Annotated in this window: 22 protein-coding genes and 1 pseudogene; 12 read left to right on the top strand and 11 right to left on the bottom strand. The window is 72.2% G+C overall.

Annotated features, from left to right (window positions below):
- Positions 1–63: 63 nt before the first annotated feature.
- Positions 64–1164 (bottom strand): calcium:cation antiporter, encoded by a 1101-nt coding sequence (locus ACZ4A5_RS18365; RefSeq protein WP_467584522.1) that lies wholly within the window; start codon positions 1162–1164, stop codon positions 64–66.
- A 243-nt stretch (positions 1165–1407) separates the two neighbouring features.
- Between ACZ4A5_RS18365 and ACZ4A5_RS18360 the strand changes: the two genes are divergently transcribed.
- The 3 genes from ACZ4A5_RS18360 to ACZ4A5_RS18350 all read left to right on the top strand — a co-directional run bounded on the left by ACZ4A5_RS18360 (position 1408) and on the right by ACZ4A5_RS18350 (position 3932).
- A complete protein-coding gene (locus ACZ4A5_RS18360; RefSeq protein ID WP_467584519.1) occupies positions 1408–1650 on the top strand; it encodes a hypothetical protein in 243 nt (80 codons plus the stop codon).
- Between the two features lie 141 nt (positions 1651–1791).
- Positions 1792–2208: a hypothetical protein gene (locus tag ACZ4A5_RS18355; protein WP_467584516.1), complete on the top strand. Its 417-nt coding sequence runs from the start codon at positions 1792–1794 to the stop codon at positions 2206–2208.
- Between the two features lie 116 nt (positions 2209–2324).
- On the top strand, positions 2325–3932 hold the full coding sequence (locus ACZ4A5_RS18350; protein ID WP_467584514.1) for an adenosine deaminase: 1608 nt from the start codon (positions 2325–2327) through the stop codon (positions 3930–3932).
- Between the two features lie 135 nt (positions 3933–4067).
- Here the strand turns inward: ACZ4A5_RS18350 and ACZ4A5_RS18345 are convergent, their stop codons facing one another.
- Positions 4068–5279: a cytochrome P450 gene (locus ACZ4A5_RS18345; protein WP_467584511.1), complete on the bottom strand. Its 1212-nt coding sequence runs from the start codon at positions 5277–5279 to the stop codon at positions 4068–4070.
- Between the two features lie 42 nt (positions 5280–5321).
- Complete coding sequence (locus tag ACZ4A5_RS18340; RefSeq protein ID WP_467584507.1) at positions 5322–6302, bottom strand: alpha/beta fold hydrolase; 981 nt, start codon at positions 6300–6302, stop codon at positions 5322–5324.
- 246 nt (positions 6303–6548) lie between these two features.
- On the opposite strand from ACZ4A5_RS18340, the gene ACZ4A5_RS18335 reads away from it, so the two are divergent.
- From ACZ4A5_RS18335 to ACZ4A5_RS18320, 4 genes are all read left to right on the top strand, one after another.
- The gene (locus tag ACZ4A5_RS18335) at positions 6549–7979 is read left to right on the top strand and encodes a glutamate decarboxylase (protein ID WP_467584505.1); all 1431 of its coding nucleotides are present in this window, start codon (positions 6549–6551) and stop codon (positions 7977–7979) included.
- A gap of 39 nt (positions 7980–8018) precedes the next feature.
- Positions 8019–8888, top strand: a complete 870-nt coding sequence (locus ACZ4A5_RS18330; RefSeq protein WP_467584501.1) for a class II glutamine amidotransferase — start codon at positions 8019–8021, stop codon at positions 8886–8888.
- 34 nt (positions 8889–8922) lie between these two features.
- Complete coding sequence (locus ACZ4A5_RS18325) at positions 8923–9279, top strand: darcynin family protein (protein ID WP_467584499.1); 357 nt, start codon at positions 8923–8925, stop codon at positions 9277–9279.
- 190 nt (positions 9280–9469) lie between these two features.
- Positions 9470–10408 (top strand): glycoside hydrolase family 25 protein, encoded by a 939-nt coding sequence (locus tag ACZ4A5_RS18320; protein ID WP_467584497.1) that lies wholly within the window; start codon positions 9470–9472, stop codon positions 10406–10408.
- Positions 10409–10487: 79 nt separating this feature from the next.
- Here ACZ4A5_RS18320 and ACZ4A5_RS18315 read toward each other — a convergent pair whose 3' ends face one another.
- Together ACZ4A5_RS18315 and ACZ4A5_RS18310 are read right to left on the bottom strand one after the other, a co-directional pair.
- Positions 10488–11243: a dienelactone hydrolase family protein gene (locus ACZ4A5_RS18315; RefSeq protein ID WP_467584494.1), complete on the bottom strand. Its 756-nt coding sequence runs from the start codon at positions 11241–11243 to the stop codon at positions 10488–10490.
- 579 nt (positions 11244–11822) lie between these two features.
- Positions 11823–12311, bottom strand: coding sequence for a MarR family winged helix-turn-helix transcriptional regulator (locus ACZ4A5_RS18310; RefSeq protein ID WP_467584491.1), 489 nt, complete (start codon positions 12309–12311; stop codon positions 11823–11825).
- A 95-nt stretch (positions 12312–12406) separates the two neighbouring features.
- On the opposite strand from ACZ4A5_RS18310, the gene ACZ4A5_RS18305 reads away from it, so the two are divergent.
- Positions 12407–12877 carry a hypothetical protein gene (locus ACZ4A5_RS18305; protein WP_467584488.1) on the top strand — a complete coding sequence of 157 codons (471 nt, stop codon included), beginning with the start codon at positions 12407–12409 and terminating at the stop codon, positions 12875–12877.
- A gap of 48 nt (positions 12878–12925) precedes the next feature.
- Here the strand turns inward: ACZ4A5_RS18305 and ACZ4A5_RS18300 are convergent, their stop codons facing one another.
- Complete coding sequence (locus ACZ4A5_RS18300) at positions 12926–13660, bottom strand: helix-turn-helix domain-containing protein (protein ID WP_467584485.1); 735 nt, start codon at positions 13658–13660, stop codon at positions 12926–12928.
- A 256-nt stretch (positions 13661–13916) separates the two neighbouring features.
- On the opposite strand from ACZ4A5_RS18300, the gene ACZ4A5_RS18295 reads away from it, so the two are divergent.
- Together ACZ4A5_RS18295 and ACZ4A5_RS18290 are read left to right on the top strand one after the other, a co-directional pair.
- Positions 13917–14588, top strand: a complete 672-nt coding sequence (locus ACZ4A5_RS18295) for a DUF4097 family beta strand repeat-containing protein (RefSeq protein ID WP_467584482.1) — start codon at positions 13917–13919, stop codon at positions 14586–14588.
- A gap of 59 nt (positions 14589–14647) precedes the next feature.
- Positions 14648–14875 (top strand): annotated as a pseudogene (locus ACZ4A5_RS18290) (serine hydrolase); the annotation flags it as partial.
- A 76-nt stretch (positions 14876–14951) separates the two neighbouring features.
- On the opposite strand, the gene ACZ4A5_RS18285 reads toward ACZ4A5_RS18290, so the two are convergent.
- Positions 14952–16031: a polyprenyl synthetase family protein gene (locus tag ACZ4A5_RS18285; protein ID WP_467584479.1), complete on the bottom strand. Its 1080-nt coding sequence runs from the start codon at positions 16029–16031 to the stop codon at positions 14952–14954.
- 291 nt (positions 16032–16322) lie between these two features.
- On the opposite strand from ACZ4A5_RS18285, the gene ACZ4A5_RS18280 reads away from it, so the two are divergent.
- The gene (locus tag ACZ4A5_RS18280; RefSeq protein WP_467584476.1) at positions 16323–16709 is read left to right on the top strand and encodes a hypothetical protein; all 387 of its coding nucleotides are present in this window, start codon (positions 16323–16325) and stop codon (positions 16707–16709) included.
- A 6-nt stretch (positions 16710–16715) separates the two neighbouring features.
- On the opposite strand, the gene ACZ4A5_RS18275 is transcribed toward ACZ4A5_RS18280, so the two are convergent.
- The 3 genes from ACZ4A5_RS18275 to ACZ4A5_RS18265 form a co-directional block, all read right to left on the bottom strand.
- On the bottom strand, positions 16716–17267 hold the full coding sequence (locus tag ACZ4A5_RS18275) for a universal stress protein (RefSeq protein ID WP_467584473.1): 552 nt from the start codon (positions 17265–17267) through the stop codon (positions 16716–16718).
- A 309-nt stretch (positions 17268–17576) separates the two neighbouring features.
- The gene (locus ACZ4A5_RS18270) at positions 17577–18044 is read right to left on the bottom strand and encodes a universal stress protein (protein ID WP_467584470.1); all 468 of its coding nucleotides are present in this window, start codon (positions 18042–18044) and stop codon (positions 17577–17579) included.
- 209 nt (positions 18045–18253) lie between these two features.
- Positions 18254–18766 (bottom strand): DUF1203 domain-containing protein, encoded by a 513-nt coding sequence (locus ACZ4A5_RS18265; RefSeq protein ID WP_467584467.1) that lies wholly within the window; start codon positions 18764–18766, stop codon positions 18254–18256.
- A gap of 128 nt (positions 18767–18894) precedes the next feature.
- On the opposite strand from ACZ4A5_RS18265, the gene ACZ4A5_RS18260 reads away from it, so the two are divergent.
- Positions 18895–19104, top strand: coding sequence for a hypothetical protein (locus ACZ4A5_RS18260; RefSeq protein ID WP_467584464.1), 210 nt, complete (start codon positions 18895–18897; stop codon positions 19102–19104).
- Positions 19105–19224: 120 nt separating this feature from the next.
- Here ACZ4A5_RS18260 and ACZ4A5_RS18255 read toward each other — a convergent pair whose 3' ends face one another.
- Positions 19225–20253, bottom strand: coding sequence for a hypothetical protein (locus ACZ4A5_RS18255; RefSeq protein WP_467584461.1), 1029 nt, complete (start codon positions 20251–20253; stop codon positions 19225–19227).
- Between the last annotated feature and the right edge of the window lie 197 nt (positions 20254–20450).

Here is a 20450-nt window from a genome sequence, read left to right as displayed (position 1 = left end):
CGGGGCCCAGGTCAAAGGAACAGATGAGCGGCGGCGTGTACGGGGCCCGTGCGCGCCGCGCGGCTACGGGCTGACCGCGAGCACGATATAGGCCGCGAGGAGGGAGAGGTGCACGCCGCCCTGGAGCGGGGTGGCGCGGCCCGGGATCACGGTGAGGGTGCCGACGGCGACGGTGAGGGCGAGCAGCACCATATGGGTGGCGCCCAGGCCCAGCACGAGCGGGCCCTCCAGCCAGACCGAGGCCACCGCGACCGCGGGGATGGTCAGTCCGATGCTGGCCATGGCTGAGCCGAGGCCGAGGTTGAGGCTGGTCTGGACACGGTCGCGGCGGGCCGCGCGTACGGCGGCGATCGTCTCGGGGAGCAGGACCAGCAGGGCGATGACGACGCCGACGACCGAGGCGGGCAGGCCGGCGGCGGCCACGCCGGACTCGATGGTGGGGGAGACGCCCTTGGCCAGGCCGACCACCGAGATCAGGGCGACGGCGAGCAGGCCGAGGCTGGTCAGGGCCGTGCGGGTGGAGGGCGGGTCGGCGTGGTCGTCGTGGTCGATGACCTCGCCCCCGGCGGTCACCGGGAGGAAGTAGTCGCGGTGCCGGACGGTCTGGGTCGTGACGAACAGGCCGTAGAGCAGGAGCGCGGCGAGGGCGGCGAAGACGAGCTGGGCCGTGGAGAACCGCGGCCCCGGGGTGCTGGTGGTGAACGTCGGCAGGACCAGGCTCAGCCCGGCCAGCGTCGCCACCGTCCCGAAGGCCGCGCCGGTGCCCTCCGCGTTGAACACCGCGACCCGCCGCCTGAGCGCGCCCACCAGCAGCGACAGTCCCACGATGCCGTTGCAGGTGATCATGACGGCGGCGAAGACGGTGTCGCGGGCCAGTGTGCTGCTCTTGTCGCCGCCGTCGGCCATCAGCGTCACGATGAGGGCCACTTCGATGACGGTCACCGCGACGGCCAGCACCAGCGAGCCGAACGGCTCGCCCACCCGGTGTGCGATCACTTCCGCGTGATGCACGGCGGAGAGCACCGCACCGGCCAGACAGCAGCTCACCAGGGCCACCGCCCCGGCCGACAGTGATCGCCCCCAGGTCAGGGCCAGGACGAGGGCGGCCAGGAGCGGAACGACGACGGGCCAGTACGCGACGAGCGAGCGGAAGCGAGTATTCACGCCACAAGCTTCGCAGATCGCCCAGTAGTATCCATTTCGGTCGCCGTGTGACAGCGCGTCGGATGCCGCCGATACGGCGAGGGCTCCTGGGGTGTCACCTCCGGGCCGGTCCGCGCGAGTGGACATGGCACACGATGTGCTGAACCGCGCTCCGGTGGCGGTTGCCGGGCAACTGTGGGTGGAAGCACACAAGATGGACATCACCTCCGCTCGACGCGTCGAGCCGATCCAGGAGTTGAGCGCATGGCCGTGAGTTTCTCCCGGAACATCCGTCCCCTGTTCACCGCGATGGACATCGAGCACATGCGGGACTTCGGCGTCGCGCTCGACGATTTCGTCTACATGTCCGACCCGGGGAACGCCCAGCGGGTGTTCCAGCAGCTGTCCGGCAAACTGATGCCCCCGCCCGACAGCGGCGAGAACACCTGGCCGGCCGCCGACGTCCAGCTCTTCAAGGACTGGATGGACGGCGGCTTCCAGCCGTAGCCCGGCCCGGCCCGGGCGGGCGCGGGCCGCCGGGCTGTCCGGGCGACCCCCGGCGTGTGCGCCGTGGCTCCGCGGCGCCGGCACCGCACAGTGATGCCGGGGCCGGCACCGGCCCCGGTCGTCGGGAGAGCGGAGACGGTGATGAGGGTGACCAGCGACGGGATGGCGCTGGCCGAGGCCATGGTGCGAGGCGTGGCCGGCGGGGAGGAGCGTGCGGCGACCCGTCTCCTGGGCGCCCACCGCGACGGCTACTGGCTGCGACGGTTCGCCGAGGAGGACAGGACCCGCTCGGAGGGCCCGCCGCTCATCGACCGCACCGGCACGCACCCGGCCGTCGACTGGGCCGCGGTCGGGCTGCGCCTGTTCGACGTGCGGCGGTCGCTCACGGCCTCCACGAGCGAGATCGCCGTCCTGGAGTGCGCCACGTCCCTCGTGGGCCGGTGCGGTGTGACGCTGCGACAGGTTCTGCGCGCCGTCGACGACAACGAGTTCCGTCTCATCACCCGGGCCATGACCGAGGCCGCGTACGGCGAAAGAGCCCTCGACCTGTATCTGTGAGGCAGTGCCGCCTCCTGCCCCTCCCGTGCCACAACCGCCGTTCCCGGCACGCGGCCACGCGCTGCCTGCGCCGCGGACGGCGGCTGGCACCATGAGCGGGTAGAGAGGAACGGATCATGCTCAAGAGACAGCGAACCCGGCGGCCCGTACTCGCCGCACTGACCGCGCTGGGCGTGGCCGCGGGCATACTGCCCGCGGCCGCCGCCGCACCGGACCACGGCGGGACCGGCGGCGAACTGGCCCGTACCCAGGCATACATGGACCGCGTGGCGCACTCGCCGACGGAACTCAGGCGCTTCATGGCGGAGTTGCCCAAGGGCGCCGACCTGCACCAGCACCTGGACGGGGCGGTGCGTGCCGAGTCCCTGATCGGATACGCCGCGCGGGACCGCAAGTGCATCGACACCACGACCTATGCCGTCACACCGGGACCGCAGCCGTGCCCGGCCGGGCAGCGCCCGGCCCAGGACGCGCTGCGGCCCGGCCCGCTCCACCGGCGTGTCGTCGAGGAATGGTCCATGCAGGACTTCACCCTGCCGCCCGACGGTGACCCGCAGCCCGGCCACGACCACTTCTTCGCCACCTTCGGGAAGTTCGAGGAAGCGACCACCGGCCACGACGCGGACATGCTCGCCGAAGTGGCGCGGACCGCGGCGCGGGAACACACCGGCTATCTGGAGACCCTGGTCACGGTGGAGTCCGGCCCCCTCGCCCGGCTCGTCGACCGCGTCCACCCGAGCGACCCCGGCCCGTCCGGCCTCGCGGAATTCCACTCCACGCTGACGGCCGACCCGCGCTTCCAGGACCTGGTCCGCCGGGCCGCGGCGGACATCGACCGGGGCTACCGCGGCTACCGCGAGCAGCTGGGCTGCGACAAGCGGTCCGCCCCCGCGGCCTGCCGGGTCGCCATCCGCTTCGACTACCAGGTCCTGCGCGCCCAGAGCCCGCGCTACGTCTTCGCCGAGCAGATCCTCGGCCACGAGCTCGCGCGCCGGAAGCTCGGCCGGGTGGTCGGGGTGAACATGGTCCAGCCCGAGGACGACCCGACCGCCCTGCGGGACTACACGCTGCACATGAAGATGATGGGCTTCCTCAAGTCCCGTGCCCCGTCCGTGCACACGACCCTGCACGCCGGTGAACTCGTCAAGGGGCTCAGCGGCGTACGCGACGACGACCTGGCCTTCCACATCAACGAGGCCGTCGGCACGGCCCAGGCCGACCGCATAGGGCACGGCGTCGACTTCGCCCGGGAGAAGGACCCCCGGGCGCTGGCCGACCGGATGCGCCGACGGCACGTCCTCGTCGAAGCGCCACTGACCAGCAACGCCCAGATACTGCGCGTCACCGGCGACCGGCACCCGCTGCGCACCTACCTCGACGCGGGAGTGCCGGTCGCCCTGGCCACCGACGACCCGGGCGTCAGCCGCGGCGACCTGACCGAGGTCTTCCAGCGGGCCGTCACCGAACAGGGCCTGACCGTCGCGCAGCTGCGCGGCCTCGCGCGCGCCTCGCTGGACCACGCCTTCGTCGAGGGCCGGAACCTGTGGCAGGAGCAGGACCACTACGACAGGTTCGCGGGCCCGTGTCTGAACGACACCCCCGCCCCCGGGCGGCAGCCCGGCGCCGGCTGCCGGGCGTTCCTGGCGGCGAGCCCCAAGGCGGAGCTGCAATGGAGGCTGGAGACGGACTGGCGCGCCTTCGAAAGCCGCTATGCGCACCGCTGACGCACCCTGGCGCCCCCTCCGGCGACGCCGGCGGGGAAGGCCTCCGGCGGTGCCCGGTGTACGAGTGCGTAGAACATCCTGAACAGCTGCGGCATCGGCGGGACCCGTCCTCCGTGACCGCGCACCGACGCGCCCTCAGAGCTCGACCACGAGCTCTTCGAGACCGCGCATGACGTAGCCCGGCTTCCACCGGGGCTCCGAGACGAGCCGGAGCCCCGGCGCCTGGCGCACCAATTCGCCGAACACCGCCTGAAGTTCCACACGCGCGAGCGCGGCGCCGAGGCAGTAGTGCGCCCCGGCGCCGAACGCGAGGTGGGCGTTGTCCTCACGGGTGATGTCCAGGCGGTCCGGGTCCGGGAACCGGGCCGGGTCGCGGTGGGCCGAGCCGAAGAGCAGGGCCACCTCGCTGCCGCGCGGGATCCGCGTGCCGCCCACCTCGATGTCGTCCAGGACCCAGCGCTCGAACAACTGCAGCGGGGTGTCGTAGCGCAGCACTTCCTCCACCGCCCCCGGCACCAGCGCCGGATCCTCCCGCAGCGCGGCGAGCTGCTCCGGATGCCGCAGGAGGGCGAACCAGCCGTTGCCCGTGGCGTTGACCGTGGCCTCGTGTCCGGCGTTGAGGAGCAGGACACAGGTCGAGACCATCTCCTGCTCGCTCAGCCGGTCGCCCTCGTCGTGCGCCGCTATGAGCGCGCTGATGAGATCGGAGCCGGGTGCCGCGCGCCGGGCGGCGATCAGCTCGCGCAGATACGCCGAGAACTCCAGGGACGCCCGCACGGCCCGGCCCGCCGTCTCCTCGGACGGCTCCAGCTCGTACATCCCGCAGATGTCGGCCGACCAGGGGCGCAGCAGCCCGCGGTCGCTCTCCGGGATGCCGAGCATGCCGGCGATGACGGCCACCGGCAGCGGCTCGGCGACCGCCTGGAGCAGATCGCCGCCGCCGTCCGCGACCAACGCGCCGGCCAAGTCCGACGCCAGCCGCTCGACGGAGGGCACCAGCCCGCTCACCGTGCGCGGGGTGAACGCCTTGGACACCAGGCGGCGGACCCGGCCGTGCGCGGGATCCTCCAGATCGAGCAGCCCGTACCCGTTCAAGGTGGTGAACGGCTCGTGCGCCGCCGGTGGCGGGGTGTGGCCGAACTCCTCGTGCGTGAAGCGGTGCAGATACGTACGGCCGAGGCGGCGGTCGCGCAGCAGGGCCCGCACATCCTCGTAGCGGGGGATCAGCCACTGGCCGGTGGGGGCGAACCAGTGGGCGCTCCCCTGCTCGCGCAGCGCCGCGTGCGCGGGGTAGGGGTCGGCGACGAACGACGGCGACCACGGGGCGAAGTCGGACGGTGCGCTCATGCCGTCGCACAGTAGCCGCACCGCCGCCGGTGGCGCGCGGTCTCAGCCCAGCTCGCCGAGGAACTCCAGGAGCGCGGCGTTGACCTCGTCCGGCCGCTCCTGCTGGGTCCAGTGTCCGCAGCCCGGCAGGGTCAGGCTGCGGCGCAGCTCCGGCGCGGTCCGCTCCAGGGACGCCAGCAGCTTGTCGGCGCCGGGGAAGGCGCGGACAAGATCGCGATCGCCCGCCACGTACAGCGCGGGCACATCGATCCCCCGCCCGTGGAAAGGCGCGAGCAGTTCCCAGTTGCGGTCGAGGTTGCGGTACCAGTTCAGCCCACCGGTGAAGGCGTGCTCGCCGTGGTGGCCGAACTCCCGGACGAAGACGTCGATGTCGTCCTCGCCGAGCCAGCCGGGCAGCCCCTTCGGCTCCGGCATGGTGTCCAGGAGCGTGCTGCCCTCGGGGATGACCCACGGGCGGGGCGGGTCGTTGCGCGGGGAGTCGCCCGAGGCGCCGGTCAGGATCGAGCGGAACGACCTGGCCGGATCACGCGCGAGTTCGGCGTCGGCGACACCCGGTTCCTGGAAATACAGCTGGTAGAAGCCGTCGCCGAGCTTCGACCGCAGGGCCGGCAGCGGCGGGACCGGCCCGCGCGGCGCGGGCGGGACGCTCAGCCCCGCCACGCCCCGTACGACATCCGGGCGCAGCATGGCCGTCGTCCAGGCGACCGGCGCGCCCCAGTCGTGCCCGACGACCACGGCGCTGCTCTCGCCGAGGGCGTGGATCAGTCCGATCACGTCACCGGTGAGGTGCAGCATGCTGTACGCGGCGATGTCGTCGGGCTGCTCGCTGCGGGCATAGCCGCGCTGGTCCGGGGCGACCACCCGGTACCCGGCCCCGGCGAGCGGCCCGAACTGGTGCCGCCAGGAGTACCAGCACTCGGGGAAGCCGTGCAGCAACAGCACCAGGGGCCCCTGCCCCTGCTCGGCGATGTGCAGTCTGACGCCGTTCACCTCGACGAACCGGTGCTCCACCGCGCTGGTCATCCGTCCTCCTGCCCTCGCTGCCTGCCGAATCGCCGTCACGGACGCGTGCCGCTCGGCGCGTCCCACAGTACGGCCCGGCTCGCGGCCGGCACAGGTGCGCGCCCGCCGGGGGCCGGGACGCACCGGAATCAGCTGGTCCGCCACGTGCGCGGTCCGGCGGCGCGGTTCACCCGCGGTCGCCGGGGTACGTGGGCGTGGGGGAGCCGACGGCACCTCATCCGACCAGCGCGAGAAGGGACTTCGGCCATGGCCTTGAAGCGGCCGCACGAGGACGGACGCGGAAGCCGCGACGTCGAGCTCAACCCCATATTCAGCCGGGAGCCTGTCACGGTTCCCCGGTACGCCCTGCCCGAGCGGGAGATGGGGGCGGACGTCGCCTATCAGCTCGTGCACGACGAGCTGATGCTGGACGGCAACGCGCGGCTGAACCTCGCGACCTTCGTCAGCACATGGGCGGAGCCGCAGGCGCAGCGGCTCATGGCCGAGTGCGCCGACAAGAACATGATCGACAAGGACGAGTACCCGCAGACGGCCGAGCTGGAGACGCGGTGCGTGCACATGCTGGCCCGGCTGTGGCACGCCGAGGACCCGCGTGGGGCGATGGGCTGTTCGACCACCGGGTCGAGCGAGGCGGCGATGCTGGGCGGGCTGGCGCTCAAGCGGCGCTGGCAGCACCGGCGCCGCGCGGAGGGGAAGCCGGCCGACCGGCCCAACCTCGTCATGGGCATCAACGTGCAGGTGTGCTGGGAGAAGTTCGCCGACTACTTCGAGGTGGAACCCCGCTACGTCCCCATGGAGGGCGACCGCTTCCACCTCAGCCCCGGGACGGCGGCCGGGCTGTGCGACGAGAACACCATCGGTGTCGTCGCCGTGCTCGGCTCGACGTTCGACGGCAGCTACGAACCCGTCGCGGAGATCGCGGCGGCCCTGGACGACCTCCAGGCCCGTACCGGCCTCGACGTGCCGATCCATGTGGACGGCGCGTCCGGGGCCATGATCGCTCCCTTCCTGGACCCGGACCTGGAATGGGACTTCCGGCTGCCGCGGGTGGCGTCGATCAACACCTCCGGCCATAAGTACGGCCTGGTGATGCCGGGTGTCGGCTGGGCGCTGTGGCGCGATGCCGCCGCCCTCCCCGACGACCTGATCTTCCACGTCAACTATCTGGGCGGCGACATGCCCACCTTCGCGCTGAACTTCTCCCGGCCCGGCGCCCAGGTGATCGCGCAGTACTACAACTTCCTGAGGCTGGGCTTCGACGGCTACCGCAGGGTGCAGCAGACCTGCCGGGACGTCGCCGTCCGCCTCGCCGCGCAGATAGCCAAGCTCGACGAGTTCGAGCTGGTCACCGACGGCAGCGACATACCGGTCTTCGCCTTCAAGGTGCGCGACGGCATCGAGGGCTTCTCCGTCTTCGACGTCTCGGCGGCCCTGCGCGAGCGCGGCTGGCTGATCCCCGCCTACACCTTCCCGGAGAACCGCACCGACCTGGCCGTGCTGCGTATCGTCGTACGCAACGGCTTCAGCCACGATCTGGCCGACCTGCTGCTGGAGGATCTCGGCCGGGTGCTGCCGCGCCTGCGGAAGCAGAGCGCGCCGCACCGCGACAGCGACGACGCCGGGGGCTTCGCGCACGGCGCCGAGACGAAGCATCCGCGGCGGTCGGGGCGGCACTGACGCACACTGGCGAACGAGCGACGACAAGGAGCCTCCTCCATGTGCCGACTGTTCGGTCTGAGCAGCGCGCCCGTGCGCACGCGCGCCACCTTCTGGCTGCTGGACGCCCCCGACAGCCTCAGCAGGCAGAGCCACCGGGATCCCGACGGCACGGGCCTCGGCCACTTCGACGCCCTGGGCGTCCCGCACCTGCACAAGGCGCCCATCGCCGCGTACGAGGACCGCCGCTTCGCCCAGGAGGCCGAACACGTCGAGTCGGCCACCTTCCTCGCCCATGTGCGCTACGCCTCGACGGGGGCCCTGGAGGACCGCAACACCCACCCCTTCCTCCAGGACGGCCGGCTCTTCGCCCACAACGGCGTCATCGAGGGCCTGGACGCGCTCGACGACGAGCTGGGCGAGGACCGGTCGCTGGTCGCGGGGGACACCGACTCCGAGCGGTTCTTCGCACTGATCACCCGTGAGGTCCGCAACCGCGGCGGCGACGTCGCCGCCGGGATCGAGCACGCGGCCCGCTGGGTCGCCGGGCACCTGCCCGTCTACGCCCTCAACATCATCCTCACCACGCGCGACGAACTGTGGGCCCTGCGCTACCCCGACACCCATGAGCTGTACGTCCTCGACCGCGACGCCGGCGGCCAGCACGGCGACCGCCACCTCGACCACAGCGGCGCCCACGGCCGCATGCGCGTCCACTCGCAGGACCTGGCGGCCACACCGGCGGCCGTGATCGCCAGCGAGCGCATGGACGACAACCCCCACTGGCGCCTGATGAGATCCGGCGAACTCCTCCACGTGGGCCCCCGGCTCGACATCACCAGCCGTATGGTCCTCCCGGACCCGCCGGCCCACCGCCTGACCCTGTCCGACCTGCGCCCCGAAGCGGCCGCTTCACAGAAGGCGGGCTGAGGCCGGACGGTCGCGGCATGATCGAATTGCTTGCGTGAACACTGTCAAACCGCAGCCGCGGTTCACCATCTTCGTCCACCTCACGGCCCTGCCCGCATGGCTGGCCCTCGCGCGCCCCGAGCGTCAGCGGATCATCGCCGAGCATGTGGAGCCGCTGCTGGCGGAGCACGGCGCGGTCCAGGTCCGGTGGTTCGACGCCGAAGCCTGGGCCGCCGCTCCGTCCGACGTCCTCGTGGCGACGACCGACGACCTGACCGCGTGGAGCGACCTGTTCGAGGGGCTCCGCGACAGCCCGCTGTGGAGCGTGCCCTACTTCCGGGTGGAGCTCGTACTGCCGACGGTCGAGGACGGCTTCGCCGACTACGAGCGCCGGACCGGGCAGCGCGGCTGAGTGCCGCCCTCGGCGATGCCCGGCCCGTGACCGGGCCGGGCATCCGCTCTTCTCCGGAAATTTTCCGCAGTCGGTGGCCGGGATGTTGTCATGGGGCCGACAACCTGCTCCGCTGGCGGTGAGGCGTTCGACACGAAAGCGGGTGGCGTCGCGCGCGGGCGCCCGGCGCGGCGGCGGAAGAGAGAGCGGTATGGGTATCTACGGCCAGGACTGGGCGAGTTACCAGTCGTCGGAACCGGATGTGTCAGGACTCGGCTTCGCCTTCGTCAAGGTCACCGAAGGTCTGACGTACATCAACTCCAAGTGGGTCGCGCAGCGGGACCACGCCAAGGCGCACGGTCTGGTGTGGGGCGCGTACCACTACCCCCACATGGCCAACGCCCCGCACGCCGAGGCCGATTACTTCCTCCGCCAGGTCGCCTGGCGGCCGGGCGACCTCGTGGTCCTCGACTGGGAGGGCTACGACGACGCCAACCAGGGCGTGCCGCGCGCCCGCCAGGCGGCGTACAAGGAGGAGTGGCTGCGGTACGTCAAGCGCCGGCTGCCGTACAACCCCGTCGGGATGTACGCCAACCTCGACTACTGGCGCAACGTGGACACCACCAGCTACTACTGCGACTTCCTGTGGATCGCCACCGCCGGACGGGCCGCCGGCCACCCGGGCATCCAGGCCGACTGGCTCTTCCACCAGTACAGCGACTCCGGCGGGGTCGACCGCGACTACTGCCACCTCGGCAGCACACGGGAACTCCGCGCCTGGGCCCTCTCCTTCCAGCCCGCACCCCCCACCGCTTCCTACACGGAGGACGACATGCTCGCCTTCTTCACCGTGCCCCCGAACACGGACTTCGACCTGCCGGTCGAGCCCGCGGGAACGACCTCAGCGCCCCAGGGAGCGGCCCGCAACGGCCCGGCCTGGGTCGCCCTGGCACCGCAGGGCGCGGACGGACAGGTGACCACCGCCCTGCACCAGGAGGGCGGCACCTGGGGCAGCCCCAGCCGCGCGGGCGTGAGTGTGGCGGGCAGCAAGCACCTGATCGCCCTCCCCTCCGACGGCACGGTCGACAAGGTCCGCATCCGCTCCACGGTGCCGCTCGTCGGCTATGTCGTCGGCCGCCAGGTCAGCTGAACCCGTCGCGCCGACAAGGCGCTGAAGCGGAGGAGAGGGCAGGGTATTCCGGCGCCTGTGTGACCGCGCCCCCGTCGGATCAGAGCGTGCGGCCGAAGAGGTCCAGCAGTGCCACCCAATGGCGTTCGTCGGCCTCGGCGTTGTAGGAAGCGGTGTCGGCCTGCGTGAAGCCGTGCGTGGCGCCGGTGTAGACCTCGCACCGGTGCCGCACGCCCGCCTCGGTGAGGGCCTTGTCCAGACGGTCGATCTGCTCGGGCGGCATCGCCTGGTCCTGGTCCGCGTGCCCGAAGTACAGCTCCGCGGTGACGCGTTCGGCGAGCAGGTGCGGGCTGTCCGGGGCGGTGGAGGCCAGGCGCGCGCCGTGGAATCCCGCCGCCGCGGCCACCCGGTCTGGGTAAGTGCCCGCCGTACGCAGCGCCAGACCGGCGCCCATGCAGTAGCCGGTGACGCCGACCGGCCCGCTCTTCGTCAGCGGAGAGTCGGCCAGCCAGCGCAGATAGGCGCCGGCGTCGCGCACCGCCGCCTCCGGCTTGTGGGACAGCAGGAGAGGCCCGAGCTGCTCGAAGATCTCCGGACGCCGCGCCACGTCGATGAATTCCGGCAGATCGAGCACCGGCGCCCGTCCGTGACGGTAGAAGACGTTGGGGACCAGAACCGCGTAGCCGGCCGAGGCCAGGCGGTCGGCCATTTTCCGCAGCTGCGGACGCAGACCGAAGGCGTCCATGTAAAGCAGGACGGCGGGGTACGGGCCGGCGCCGTCGGGGTGCACGAAGTAGGCGTCGGCGGTGCCGTCCGGTGTGGGGATGTCGACGGATGTGCCATGCACGGAGGTCATCTGCACTTTCCTTTTTCCTGTCGTCGGAGAAAACCGGTCGGGATACGCGGAGGAAACACGCGGGACTACGGATGGATCCGGATGTGATCCAGGCGGCCGATCCTAGACCTACCCAACGTGGCCCAGGGGCGCGGGTGTCCGGAGCGCCGCTGCCCGGCGCGTGGCATCGGCACGGCAGTACCGACGAGGCCGGCCGCGCCCGGGCGCGCGCCGGGAACGTACGTGCAAACGAGCCTTGCAGAGGGGCTTTGCAAGGCTCTGCCCTGCGCCCATGGCCGAACAACCGCCCGCTCAGGAGATCGCGGACGTCGCCGCCCTGCGGGCGCTCGCGCACCCCATGCGGCAGAAGGTCGAGAAATGTCTGCGCAAGGGGCCGGCAGACGCCCGAAATGCGGGAAGCCCTGGCCGAGACGCACCGCCTGGATACCGCCGAACTCGTCGAGAGCGTCCAGCGCTTCGAGGAAGCGCGCGACAACCTCGGATCCTGGGCCGATGCGGCGATCTTCTCCCGGGCCACACCGCGGCTCACCCCGGAACAACTCCGCGAATTCCTCGAGGAATACCTCGCGAATTCGCGCGTCATTCGCCGCTCGGAGCCCCTGCCGTGCGGAGATTGGCGGCCACTTGGCTCAGCGCCTTGGCCAGGACGGCCCGTTCCGCCGTCGACAGGCCCGCCAGCAGCGGTTCCTCCAGCTCGGTCAGGGCCTGCCGCATCTCGGCCAGCACGCGGCGGCCGTCCTCGGTGACACGGAGCACGGCCGTCCGCCCTCGCCCGGCGGGGGAGGAGCGGGCTACGGCGCCCGCCCGCTCCAGCTGGAGGACCGTGGCCTGCATGCTCTGGGCCGTGACCCCGGCACGGCGGCCCAGCTCGCTGTAGGAAAGGCCCGGTTCGCGCGCCAGGTGCCCCAACGCGCTCATCAGGCGCAAGGAGTGGCCGCCGCGTGCCTCCAGGGAGCGGCCGGCCTCGTCCCGTACGACCCGGCCCACGCCGATCAGCATCAGCGCCAGCGACAGTCGCTGTTCCTCGGCCACGGCCGTGCCACCCGCTTCCGTCTCGTCCGTCGTCATCGCCGCGCCCGCACCCGCCGTCGGGGCCGCCGCATCCGGATGCTAGCGTCCCACGTGTTTAAGTCTGACTGAAACCAATGGGGGCGAACGCGCTCATGACCAAGCTCATGCTCAGCCTGCACGTCCTGGCGGCGCTCGTCCTGATAGGCCCGGCCACGGTCGCCGCGAGCCTCTTTCCCCGCTACGCCCGGCAGGCCCTGGACGCGGACGGCGGCTCGGAGCCGGGCGCGCTCCGGCTGCTCCACCGTGTCACCCGCGTCTACGCGGCCGCTTCCGTGGCGGTCCCGGCCTTCGGGGTGGCCACCGCCGGGCGGATGGGCGTGCTGGGCGACACCTGGCTCATCGCCTCGATGGCACTGACGGCGCTCGCCGCGCTCCTCCTCGTACTCGCCGTGTTCACCCAGGACGCCGTCATGGACGCGCTCGACAAGCGGGACGAGAGCGCGCTCGCGACCGCCAGGGCGGCGCTGCCGCGCCTGGCGATGGTCACCGGCATGTTCTCACTGGCCTGGGCCGTGGTCACGGTACTGATGATCATCCGCCCCGGCTCGACGACGGGGGCCTGAGCGCCCCGCGGCGGTCGCCGACGCTGCCGGCTCGCGACCTGAGGGTGCTCAGGAGGCGCTGTCCGCGGCTCCTTCGGGTTTCGCGTGAAGGATCTCGCGGGCCTGGTCCGCGGCGCGGGCGATGCTCTCGGAGATGAAGTCGACGAAGCGGGCGATGTTCTCCAGGCGGGCGGCGGCCGGGGTGCCCGGGCCGAGGACGCCGACGCCCTGGCGCGCGGTCTCGCCGAGGTGCGCGGCGGCGCGGGCGCTGGCCATCGTCGACTGATACATGACGTCGTTGTCGACGGCGTAGCGCTCACGGCGGCGCTCGTCACGTTCCCGGCGGACGAGGCCCTGGCTCTCCAGGAACGCGATCGCCTTGGAGACGGACGCCGGGCTGACCTGGAGGCGCTGGACCAGCTCGGCCGCCGTGAGGCTGCCCTCGTCGGTGGTGTAGAGGCAGACCAGCACCCGGGCCGTCATCTTGGGCAGGCCCGATGCCATGAAGACGGTGGTGAACACCTCCTCGTACTCGCGCACGGCCTCGGCGTCGCGCCCGTGGGCCTGCGGGGGCGTCCGCGCGTCCCGGGGCGTGGCCTTTCTGCGGCGGTGGGCGCGGTGTTCGGTGGCGCGGTGGGCGAGGTCGGCGCGGTAGGTGGCAGGGCCGCCGTTGCGCATCACCTCACGCGTGACCGTCGAGGTGGGGCGCTCCAGGCGGCGGGCGATCTCCGCGTACGCGAGGCCGTCGGCCAGCCCCAGCGCGATCTGCTGGCGTTCCTGCTGGGTGAGTCTGCCTCCGGGCATCGTCGTCTCCTTTGTGGTCTTTCGCCGTTCCAGGTGCCGCGAGTATAGCTTTCACTTTCCATTCATTGCAACGATCGCGATGGGTGTTGTTGCGTTGAATTCACAAGCGTTGCAACGATTGTGGGCCTCTAACCTGTGTGTTTGTGGATCGAGCGCAACGCACGCATTGTCGAATCTATGAACGCAACGTAGCTTTTCCATCGTCAGAAACGGCGGGCCGAAGGGGCTCGCGACGCAGACGAAGGAGAGAAGAACGATGCAGAAGTTCGACACCCCCGCCCCGGTGACCGCCGTCCTGGACATCCCCGCCGGACGCATCCAGCTCATCGCCGCCGACCGGACCGACACCACGGTCGAGGTCCTGCCGGCGGACGCTGCCAAGGGCCGGGACGTGAAGGCCGCGGAGCAGATCGAGGTCGTCTACGCAGACGGCGTCCTGCGGATCGCGGCTCCGGAGGCGAAGAACCGGATCCTCGGTCCTTCTGGCTCTGTCGAGGTGACGGTCCAACTGCCCGCCGGCTCCCGGATCGAGGCGAAGGCCGCCCTGGCCGAGCTCCGGGGCGTCGGACGGCTCGGCGACGTCGCCTTCGAGGGCGCGCAGGGCACGGTCAAGCTCGACGAGACCGCGGGCGCCCACCTGACCCTCCAGTCCGGCGACCTCGCCGTCGGCCGCCTGGGCGGCCCCGCGCGGATCAGCACCCAGAAGGGCGACCTCCGCATCACCGAGGCCGTGCGCGGCACGGTCACGCTGCGCACCGAGCACGGTGAGATCTCGGTCGGCGCCGCCCGCGGCGTCTCCGCCTCGCTGGATGCCGGCACCGCCTACGGCCGCATCCACAACGCGCTCAGGAACACCGACGGCGCCGCCTCCGGCCTGAACATCCACGCGACCACCTCCTACGGCGACATCACCGCCCACAGCCTGTAAGGGGGGGAGCTCCTCGGGCCCGCCGGTCCCGTCCGTTCAGTCGCATTCCGCACGTCACCGCGACCGTGGTGCTGGGACTGGTGGCCGAGGGCGCGATCGGGCTGGACGACCCGGTGGCCGACCGCCTGCCCGAGTTCGGGCCGGACCCGAGGATCACGGTGCGGATGCTGCTGCAGCACACCAGCGGGGTGTTCAACTTCACCGGCGAGTACTCCAACGACGGGACGTTCGCGCCGGGGATCCCCGCCATGACCGCGGGCCGGGGGGCCAACCGGTTCAGGACCTACCCTTCGGTCAGGCTCTTCCTGCCGGGCTCCCCGGGCCGATCCCCCCGTCGTAGCGTCACGTCCACCTTGAGAGTGGTCACCCGACCCCCCGGGCGATGCGCAGCGGCAGGTGTGTGAACAGTGCCGCCGCCTCCTCTCGCCACCATTCGCCCCAGCCGGACGCCTCGGTGGCGGCGCGCTCCGCGTAGCGGGTGAGGTCGGCCCGGAGTCGGGCGTCGGTGCCCTGGCGGCGGGCGATGTCCCGGACGCGTTCGACGGTTTCGGGTGTGCAGGCGGAGCCGAGGGCGGCTTCCACGACAGCTCGGTCGGCCGCGTCGGCCTGTTCGAGGATCGCGCGGACGGCATAGGTGCGGCGGCCCGCCCGCAGGTCGCCGCCCGGGGGCTTGTTCAGGGCGTCGTCGTCGCCGAAGAGATCGAGGTAGTCGTCGCGCAGCTGGCCGCAGATGCCGACCAGGGTGGCGTACCTGCGCAGGCGCGCGTCATGAGGTCCGAGATCCTCGCCCGCGGCGACGAGCCCGAGGCGCAGCGGGGCCAGGATGGAGTACCGGGTGGACTTGTACTCGGTGACGGCGTGCAGCAGCTCTTCGCCCGGCAGGTCCTCGAAGTCCCGCTCCAGGTCGAGGATCTGACCGGCGACCGCGTCCGTGGCCGCACGGGCCTGCACCTCCAGCATGGCCTGCCGCAGCGGGGCGCGAACGTCCGCCTCCAGCAGCACCCGCAGCGACAGGAACGCGGCGAGGTCCCCGGCCAGGACGGTCAGGCCCAGGGCGGTGCGCTCGTGGTCAGGGAAGGCGTGGCGGTAGGCGTAGTACGTGGAGGGCCCGCCACGGCGTACGGGCGAGTCGTCGATGATGTCGTCATGGATGAGCCCATGCGTTTGCAGCAGTTCGACGCTGAGCGCGGCCTCCGCCAGGCCGGGTACGTCCTCGGTGGTCACCAGCCGGGCGGCCTCGTACAGCAGCACCACACGCAGCCGCTTGCCGCCACGCAGGGACAAGTCCCGTAGCAGCTCCAGGCACTGGGGCGTGAAGCGGCTCTGCGGCGGGGCGTCGAACGCCGGCTCCAGACGCGTGAAGTACGCCTCGAAGGCGGCGTCGAAGCGACGCCGGTGCGCGGCGAGACGCTCTTCGGTGGCGGCGGCTGCCGAGGAGTTCATGAAGACCTTTCCAGCTCACGGGTGGGTGTGTGGCCAATGTACGCGCGAGCCGGCCGGGCCTTGGCGGAGTGCCTCCGGTGGAGAAAGGTGGAGAAACGGGCACCCAGAACAATCGATTCGGTCCTGCGCCCCCTCGTGAGTGACAATCGGTCCCGGAACGGGCGTCGGGCAACCTGAGCGGAGTGGTCTGTGATGTCGGCGGTCCCACGCACGCACGTTGTCGTTCAACGAGTGCGCACCTCATGGGCCAAAGCGTCCCGCGGCGGCCCCGGGGCCGTGGTGCGGAATGCGGTGCCGACGGCATTTCCTCTCCCGCCCGGTCTGAGGTCCGGCCTGCACGACGTCACCGTGCGGGAGTGCGACGCGTTCCGCCCGAGGATGTCGGAGCGGGATCTGGACCACGTGGGCATCGTCCTCCGCGAGGCCGGCGGGCTGCTGGCGGTGGGTCCGCCCGAGACGTCGTTGTTCAGCGTGCCGCGGCGCGGGCGCCGCCCGCCGAAGGTCCGGCTCGCGCCGGGGGAGTGGCTGCGGTGGCAGATCAACTACCGGATCGGCAACCAGAAGGGGCCTTGGGGGTACCGGCTCGATACGTTCAACGTCTCGTACGGACCTGACTCACCCGAGGTCTTCCTCGGCACACCGGCCCACACGGTCGACGAGCGCGGCCCGCTGCGCTGAGCCGGGTCAACTCTCCCGGTCCCAGACGTCCATCGGGTTCACCGGCACCACGACGGGAGGGTGCCGCCGAGGCGCCCGCGCCGTCCCGCGGGCCTCCGCCACCTCCGAGTCGTCGGGGTGGACGACCATGACGGGGCCGTGGGCGTGCCTGAGGCAGTGGCGGCTGACGGAACCGTGCAGGAAGTGGTGCCACAGTCCATGGCCGCCGGCCCCGAGCACCAGCATGTCCGTGGCATGGCGGGCGCTGGCGACCAGCGCCGGTCCCGGCTCCGCACGGATGACCCTGGGGGCCACGTTCAGACTGAACGGGGCGGCGCCGAGTGCCCTCTCGCACGTCTTCGTGAGGGTGCGGCGGGCCTCGGACTCCCAGTGCGCGCGGATGTCGGACGGCGCGGGGTACAGGGCGTCCGCCGCCTCCCCGCCCGGCGGCGCCCAGGCCAGCACCGGACACAGGGCCGCGTCGTGCCGGGCCGCTTCCTGCGCGCCCTGCTTGAGGGCGGCCACGCTGCCCGCCGAACCGTCCACGCCGACGACGACGCGCTTCACCATCTGAGACATGTCTTCCGCCTCTCCGAGGAATTCGCTGTACGGCAACGCCCCCCACGCTAGGAAGAGCCCACCTCTCCGTGTATCGGTCCAATGGTCGATAAAACGGACGAAAGGCATCCCCTGATCGGAGGGGTGGCTTACGTCGGAAGCCGGGCGTGACCCTTGCGTACGGCTCGCCGCGAGCCGGCTGGGGATGAGGGCATCGCGCAGTTGCCCAGCGCACCAGGCCGATGTCGGTCAGGGCGCAGGTCAGGCAGGCCGTGACCCACGCACGCGTCACGGAGGCCCTGGGCCTGCGCTCCCCGGCGCGGCCGTCCCCTAGCGGTCGTGCCCGGAAGTGTCCTCCGGCGGTATGACCAGCACCGGGCCAGGGGCGTGGCGCAGGCAGTAGCGGCTCACCGACCCCATCAGGAAGCGGCGCACCACGTTGCGCGAGCCGCCGCCCACCACGAGCAGGTCGCCGTCCCCGGTCGCGGCCTCCACCAGCAGCGGCCCCGCCTGCCCGCGGGCCACCACCGGGTCGCACGGCACGTCGTCCGGGAGACCGCCCGCGCGCTCGCAGGCGCACATCAGGTCCTCGTGGGCTTTGTGTGCCAGATCGCGAGCCGTCTCCGGGTCCGGCGGCCACATCGCGTCGATGTAGTCACCCTGCGGGGAGCAGTAGATGAAGACCGGACGAAGTTCGGCGTGGTGGCGGCGCGCCTCGCCGGCTGCCTGACGCAGCGCGGCGATGCTCCCTGCCGAACCGTCGACCCCGACCACAACGCGCCGTACCGAGCTCCTCATATGCCTTTCCTTTCCGTTCCCGTGCCGCCGCGGCGGGTGAGCGATATGTATGTCCTCCACGCTAGGTACGTGGCGCTCGGCGTGTGATCCGTCGGCCGGCCCACCGGGCGGTGGACGCTCGTTCCACCGATCGGCCAACGGCGCCTCGGCCGCACCGCGCGAACCCGCCTCCGCCGGTCGGAACCGGCGGTGAACAGGGGCCGTGAGTGCTACGGCCGCCGCACCTCGAACTGGAAGCAGCCGTACTCCAGGGCCCGTACGTGTACCAAGGCCACCTCCGGATCGGCGAACGCCTCGTCGAAGACCCGGTCGAAACCGGCCTCGGCGTCGTCGGGGATCTCGAAGAGGCGGCCCCCGACGATGTGTCCGTCGGAGTCGTAGCGGCGGACGGTGCGCAGTGCGCCCGGTCGCGCGAAGGGATAGCCCGCCGGTGGTTCCCCGCAGTCATCGGCGTGGATGAACACCGGCCCCACCTCGTCGTAGGCCCCGGGCTCGCCCCCGGTGGCCGCCGCCCAGCGGCGCAGCGGCGCGTACGAGACGAGTGCGACCCGTTCGCCGGGCTCGATGGGTCGCAGGCAACAGCGCAGCGGGCTGCCCACGCAGTCGATCGGGACGCCGTCCTCACGTGCGACATATGGCCGCGGTGGCCGCCCCGCGTCGTCGAGGTGGCGGAGCTCCTTGAGCGCGGTGGATGGGATGGGCAGAGGCGTGTATGTGGTCATGGGTCCAGCGTCGACTGCCGGCCGCCGTCCTGCTGGCGGGATCCGGACGGGAAGGCGGGCGCAGCCTGCGCCGGCGCATCGGGCAGGCTCCGGATGCGGTCGGGCCCGCACCGGCAGACGATGGGGGAGTGACCGGACGCGCGCGGGTCGTTGTCCACCCGCCGGCCCCGTCGGGCGGGCGGCGGGTGACGGTCGGCGCGGAGAAGCTCGGCGTCGCGTACGGCGTCGTCGACGTGATCGAGTTCATGCGCCGGGCCGGCGCCGACCCGGACGGCGTCCGGCTGGACGACCCGACGGAGATCGAGTGGGTGGGCGGCGGACCCGGGGTGTGGTCGTGAGGGTGGTGTTGTACGGGGTGTGAGGGCGCGGAGTCTCCTGGTCCTCCGGCAGTACGGTCAGCGGCGAAGGCGGGAGGGTGGACGTCCTCACCCTCCCGCCTTCGGCTCACGCCCTGGCCGTCACCGTTCCTCACGGCGGAAGTCCCGGTAGCGCAAGGCGACTTGGGCCGCCGCGAAGGCCGTGGCCAGCAGGCCGAACCAGAACCAGAACGACGTCATGTCCAGGCTGCGCAGAGCGTCGGCGTTCGCCACGGCGATGGCCACGGCGAACGCCCCGGCCGCGTGTGCCTTCCGGTGCTGTGCCCGCCGTGCGCGGCGCGGGCCGTCGGCCAGCCGGGCCGCGTACGTCGCCACGTCGCCGAACTCGTGCTGCGCCGTCCGTCCCCTCGCGTCGGCCAGGTGGGAGCGGGCCTCGGCCACGTGCTCCCGGGCCTCCTCGGCGGACAGGCCGTGGCGGCCGCGCAGGAGTCCGTCCAGGTGGCGCAGCCACTGCTCGCCGTCCTCGGCCGGGCGTGGCGTGAACCATCGGTCGGCCGTGGCGTCGGGCAGGCGATGGGCGCCCACCGCCACCAGCGCCGACACCGCCAGGGGGACCGGCACGGGCAGCGAGAACAGCACATCCCCGGGCAGGAGAGACGCAGCCGCTGTCCCGCCTACGGCTCCCGCCGCGAGGACTCCCAGGCACACTCGCGCCGCCCGCATGCGCCCGGCCGCGCGCAGTGCGACGGTCAGGCAGAGGAGCAGTGCGACCGCCGTGACCGCGACGGCGCCTGCCAGGGACGCCGGTGAGATGCCGAGCCACGAACCGTCGCGGGCCCAGCGCACCGCGGTGAGGGTGAACCCCGTGAAACCGGCCAGCACGACCGCGTCGGTGAACCGCTCACCGGGGGTCGCGCCCGCCGGATCCACCGCGTCGGTGTGCGCCTCGTCGATGCGGACGGCCGCCACGGAGGCCGCGTACCGCCGTGGGTCACCGAACAGGTCCTCCGCCGGCCTGCCAACCTCGGTCACCCTCTCGTGGATCTCGCACAGCGCCTGCTCCGCCAGCCCCTTGGGCGGACGGCTCCTCATGACGAGGTGAAGCCGGAAGGCGGCGGCCCACCTCTCGTCCTCCTTGCGAGCCCACTGGATCGCTGCCTTCGCTGTCATGGTCCCTGACCCCCTGCCAGTGCCGTCACCGTGGCGTTGAACGCGGCTCCCTCCACCTCGACCGCCCCTCTTCCACCAGGCGGAGCTCCGGATGGCAGTGGCCGCGGGGGGGGGGGGGGGGGGGGGGGGGGGGGGGGGGGGGGGGGGGGGGGGGGGGGGGGGGGGGGGGGGGGGGGGGGGGGGGGGGGGGGGGGGGG

Source organism: Streptomyces sp. NPDC025618 (genome assembly GCF_055558795.1).
This window is presented reverse-complemented; position numbering and strand designations above follow the sequence as displayed.

Bases quoted from the DNA above. Each gene is read 5' to 3' on its own strand.
- ACZ4A5_RS18345 (WP_467584511.1), bottom strand. From the start codon at position 5,279: ATGAGCGCACCGTCCGACTTCGCCCCGTGGTCGCCGTCGTTCGTCGCC.
- ACZ4A5_RS18360 (WP_467584519.1), top strand. From the start codon at position 1,408: ATGGCCGTGAGTTTCTCCCGGAACATCCGTCCCCTGTTCACCGCGATG.
- ACZ4A5_RS18320 (WP_467584497.1), top strand. From the start codon at position 9,470: ATGGGTATCTACGGCCAGGACTGGGCGAGTTACCAGTCGTCGGAACCG.
- ACZ4A5_RS18255 (WP_467584461.1), bottom strand. From the start codon at position 20,253: ATGACAGCGAAGGCAGCGATCCAGTGGGCTCGCAAGGAGGACGAGAGG.
- ACZ4A5_RS18315 (WP_467584494.1), bottom strand. From the start codon at position 11,243: ATGACCTCCGTGCATGGCACATCCGTCGACATCCCCACACCGGACGGC.
- ACZ4A5_RS18275 (WP_467584473.1), bottom strand. From the start codon at position 17,267: ATGTCTCAGATGGTGAAGCGCGTCGTCGTCGGCGTGGACGGTTCGGCG.
- ACZ4A5_RS18305 (WP_467584488.1), top strand. From the start codon at position 12,407: ATGACCAAGCTCATGCTCAGCCTGCACGTCCTGGCGGCGCTCGTCCTG.
- ACZ4A5_RS18295 (WP_467584482.1), top strand. From the start codon at position 13,917: ATGCAGAAGTTCGACACCCCCGCCCCGGTGACCGCCGTCCTGGACATC.
- ACZ4A5_RS18285 (WP_467584479.1), bottom strand. From the start codon at position 16,031: ATGAACTCCTCGGCAGCCGCCGCCACCGAAGAGCGTCTCGCCGCGCAC.
- ACZ4A5_RS18350 (WP_467584514.1), top strand. From the start codon at position 2,325: ATGCTCAAGAGACAGCGAACCCGGCGGCCCGTACTCGCCGCACTGACC.
- ACZ4A5_RS18335 (WP_467584505.1), top strand. From the start codon at position 6,549: ATGGCCTTGAAGCGGCCGCACGAGGACGGACGCGGAAGCCGCGACGTC.
- ACZ4A5_RS18300 (WP_467584485.1), bottom strand. From the start codon at position 13,660: ATGCCCGGAGGCAGACTCACCCAGCAGGAACGCCAGCAGATCGCGCTG.
- ACZ4A5_RS18355 (WP_467584516.1), top strand. From the start codon at position 1,792: ATGAGGGTGACCAGCGACGGGATGGCGCTGGCCGAGGCCATGGTGCGA.
- ACZ4A5_RS18265 (WP_467584467.1), bottom strand. From the start codon at position 18,766: ATGACCACATACACGCCTCTGCCCATCCCATCCACCGCGCTCAAGGAG.
- ACZ4A5_RS18310 (WP_467584491.1), bottom strand. From the start codon at position 12,311: ATGACGACGGACGAGACGGAAGCGGGTGGCACGGCCGTGGCCGAGGAA.
- ACZ4A5_RS18340 (WP_467584507.1), bottom strand. From the start codon at position 6,302: ATGACCAGCGCGGTGGAGCACCGGTTCGTCGAGGTGAACGGCGTCAGA.
- ACZ4A5_RS18330 (WP_467584501.1), top strand. From the start codon at position 8,019: ATGTGCCGACTGTTCGGTCTGAGCAGCGCGCCCGTGCGCACGCGCGCC.
- ACZ4A5_RS18270 (WP_467584470.1), bottom strand. From the start codon at position 18,044: ATGAGGAGCTCGGTACGGCGCGTTGTGGTCGGGGTCGACGGTTCGGCA.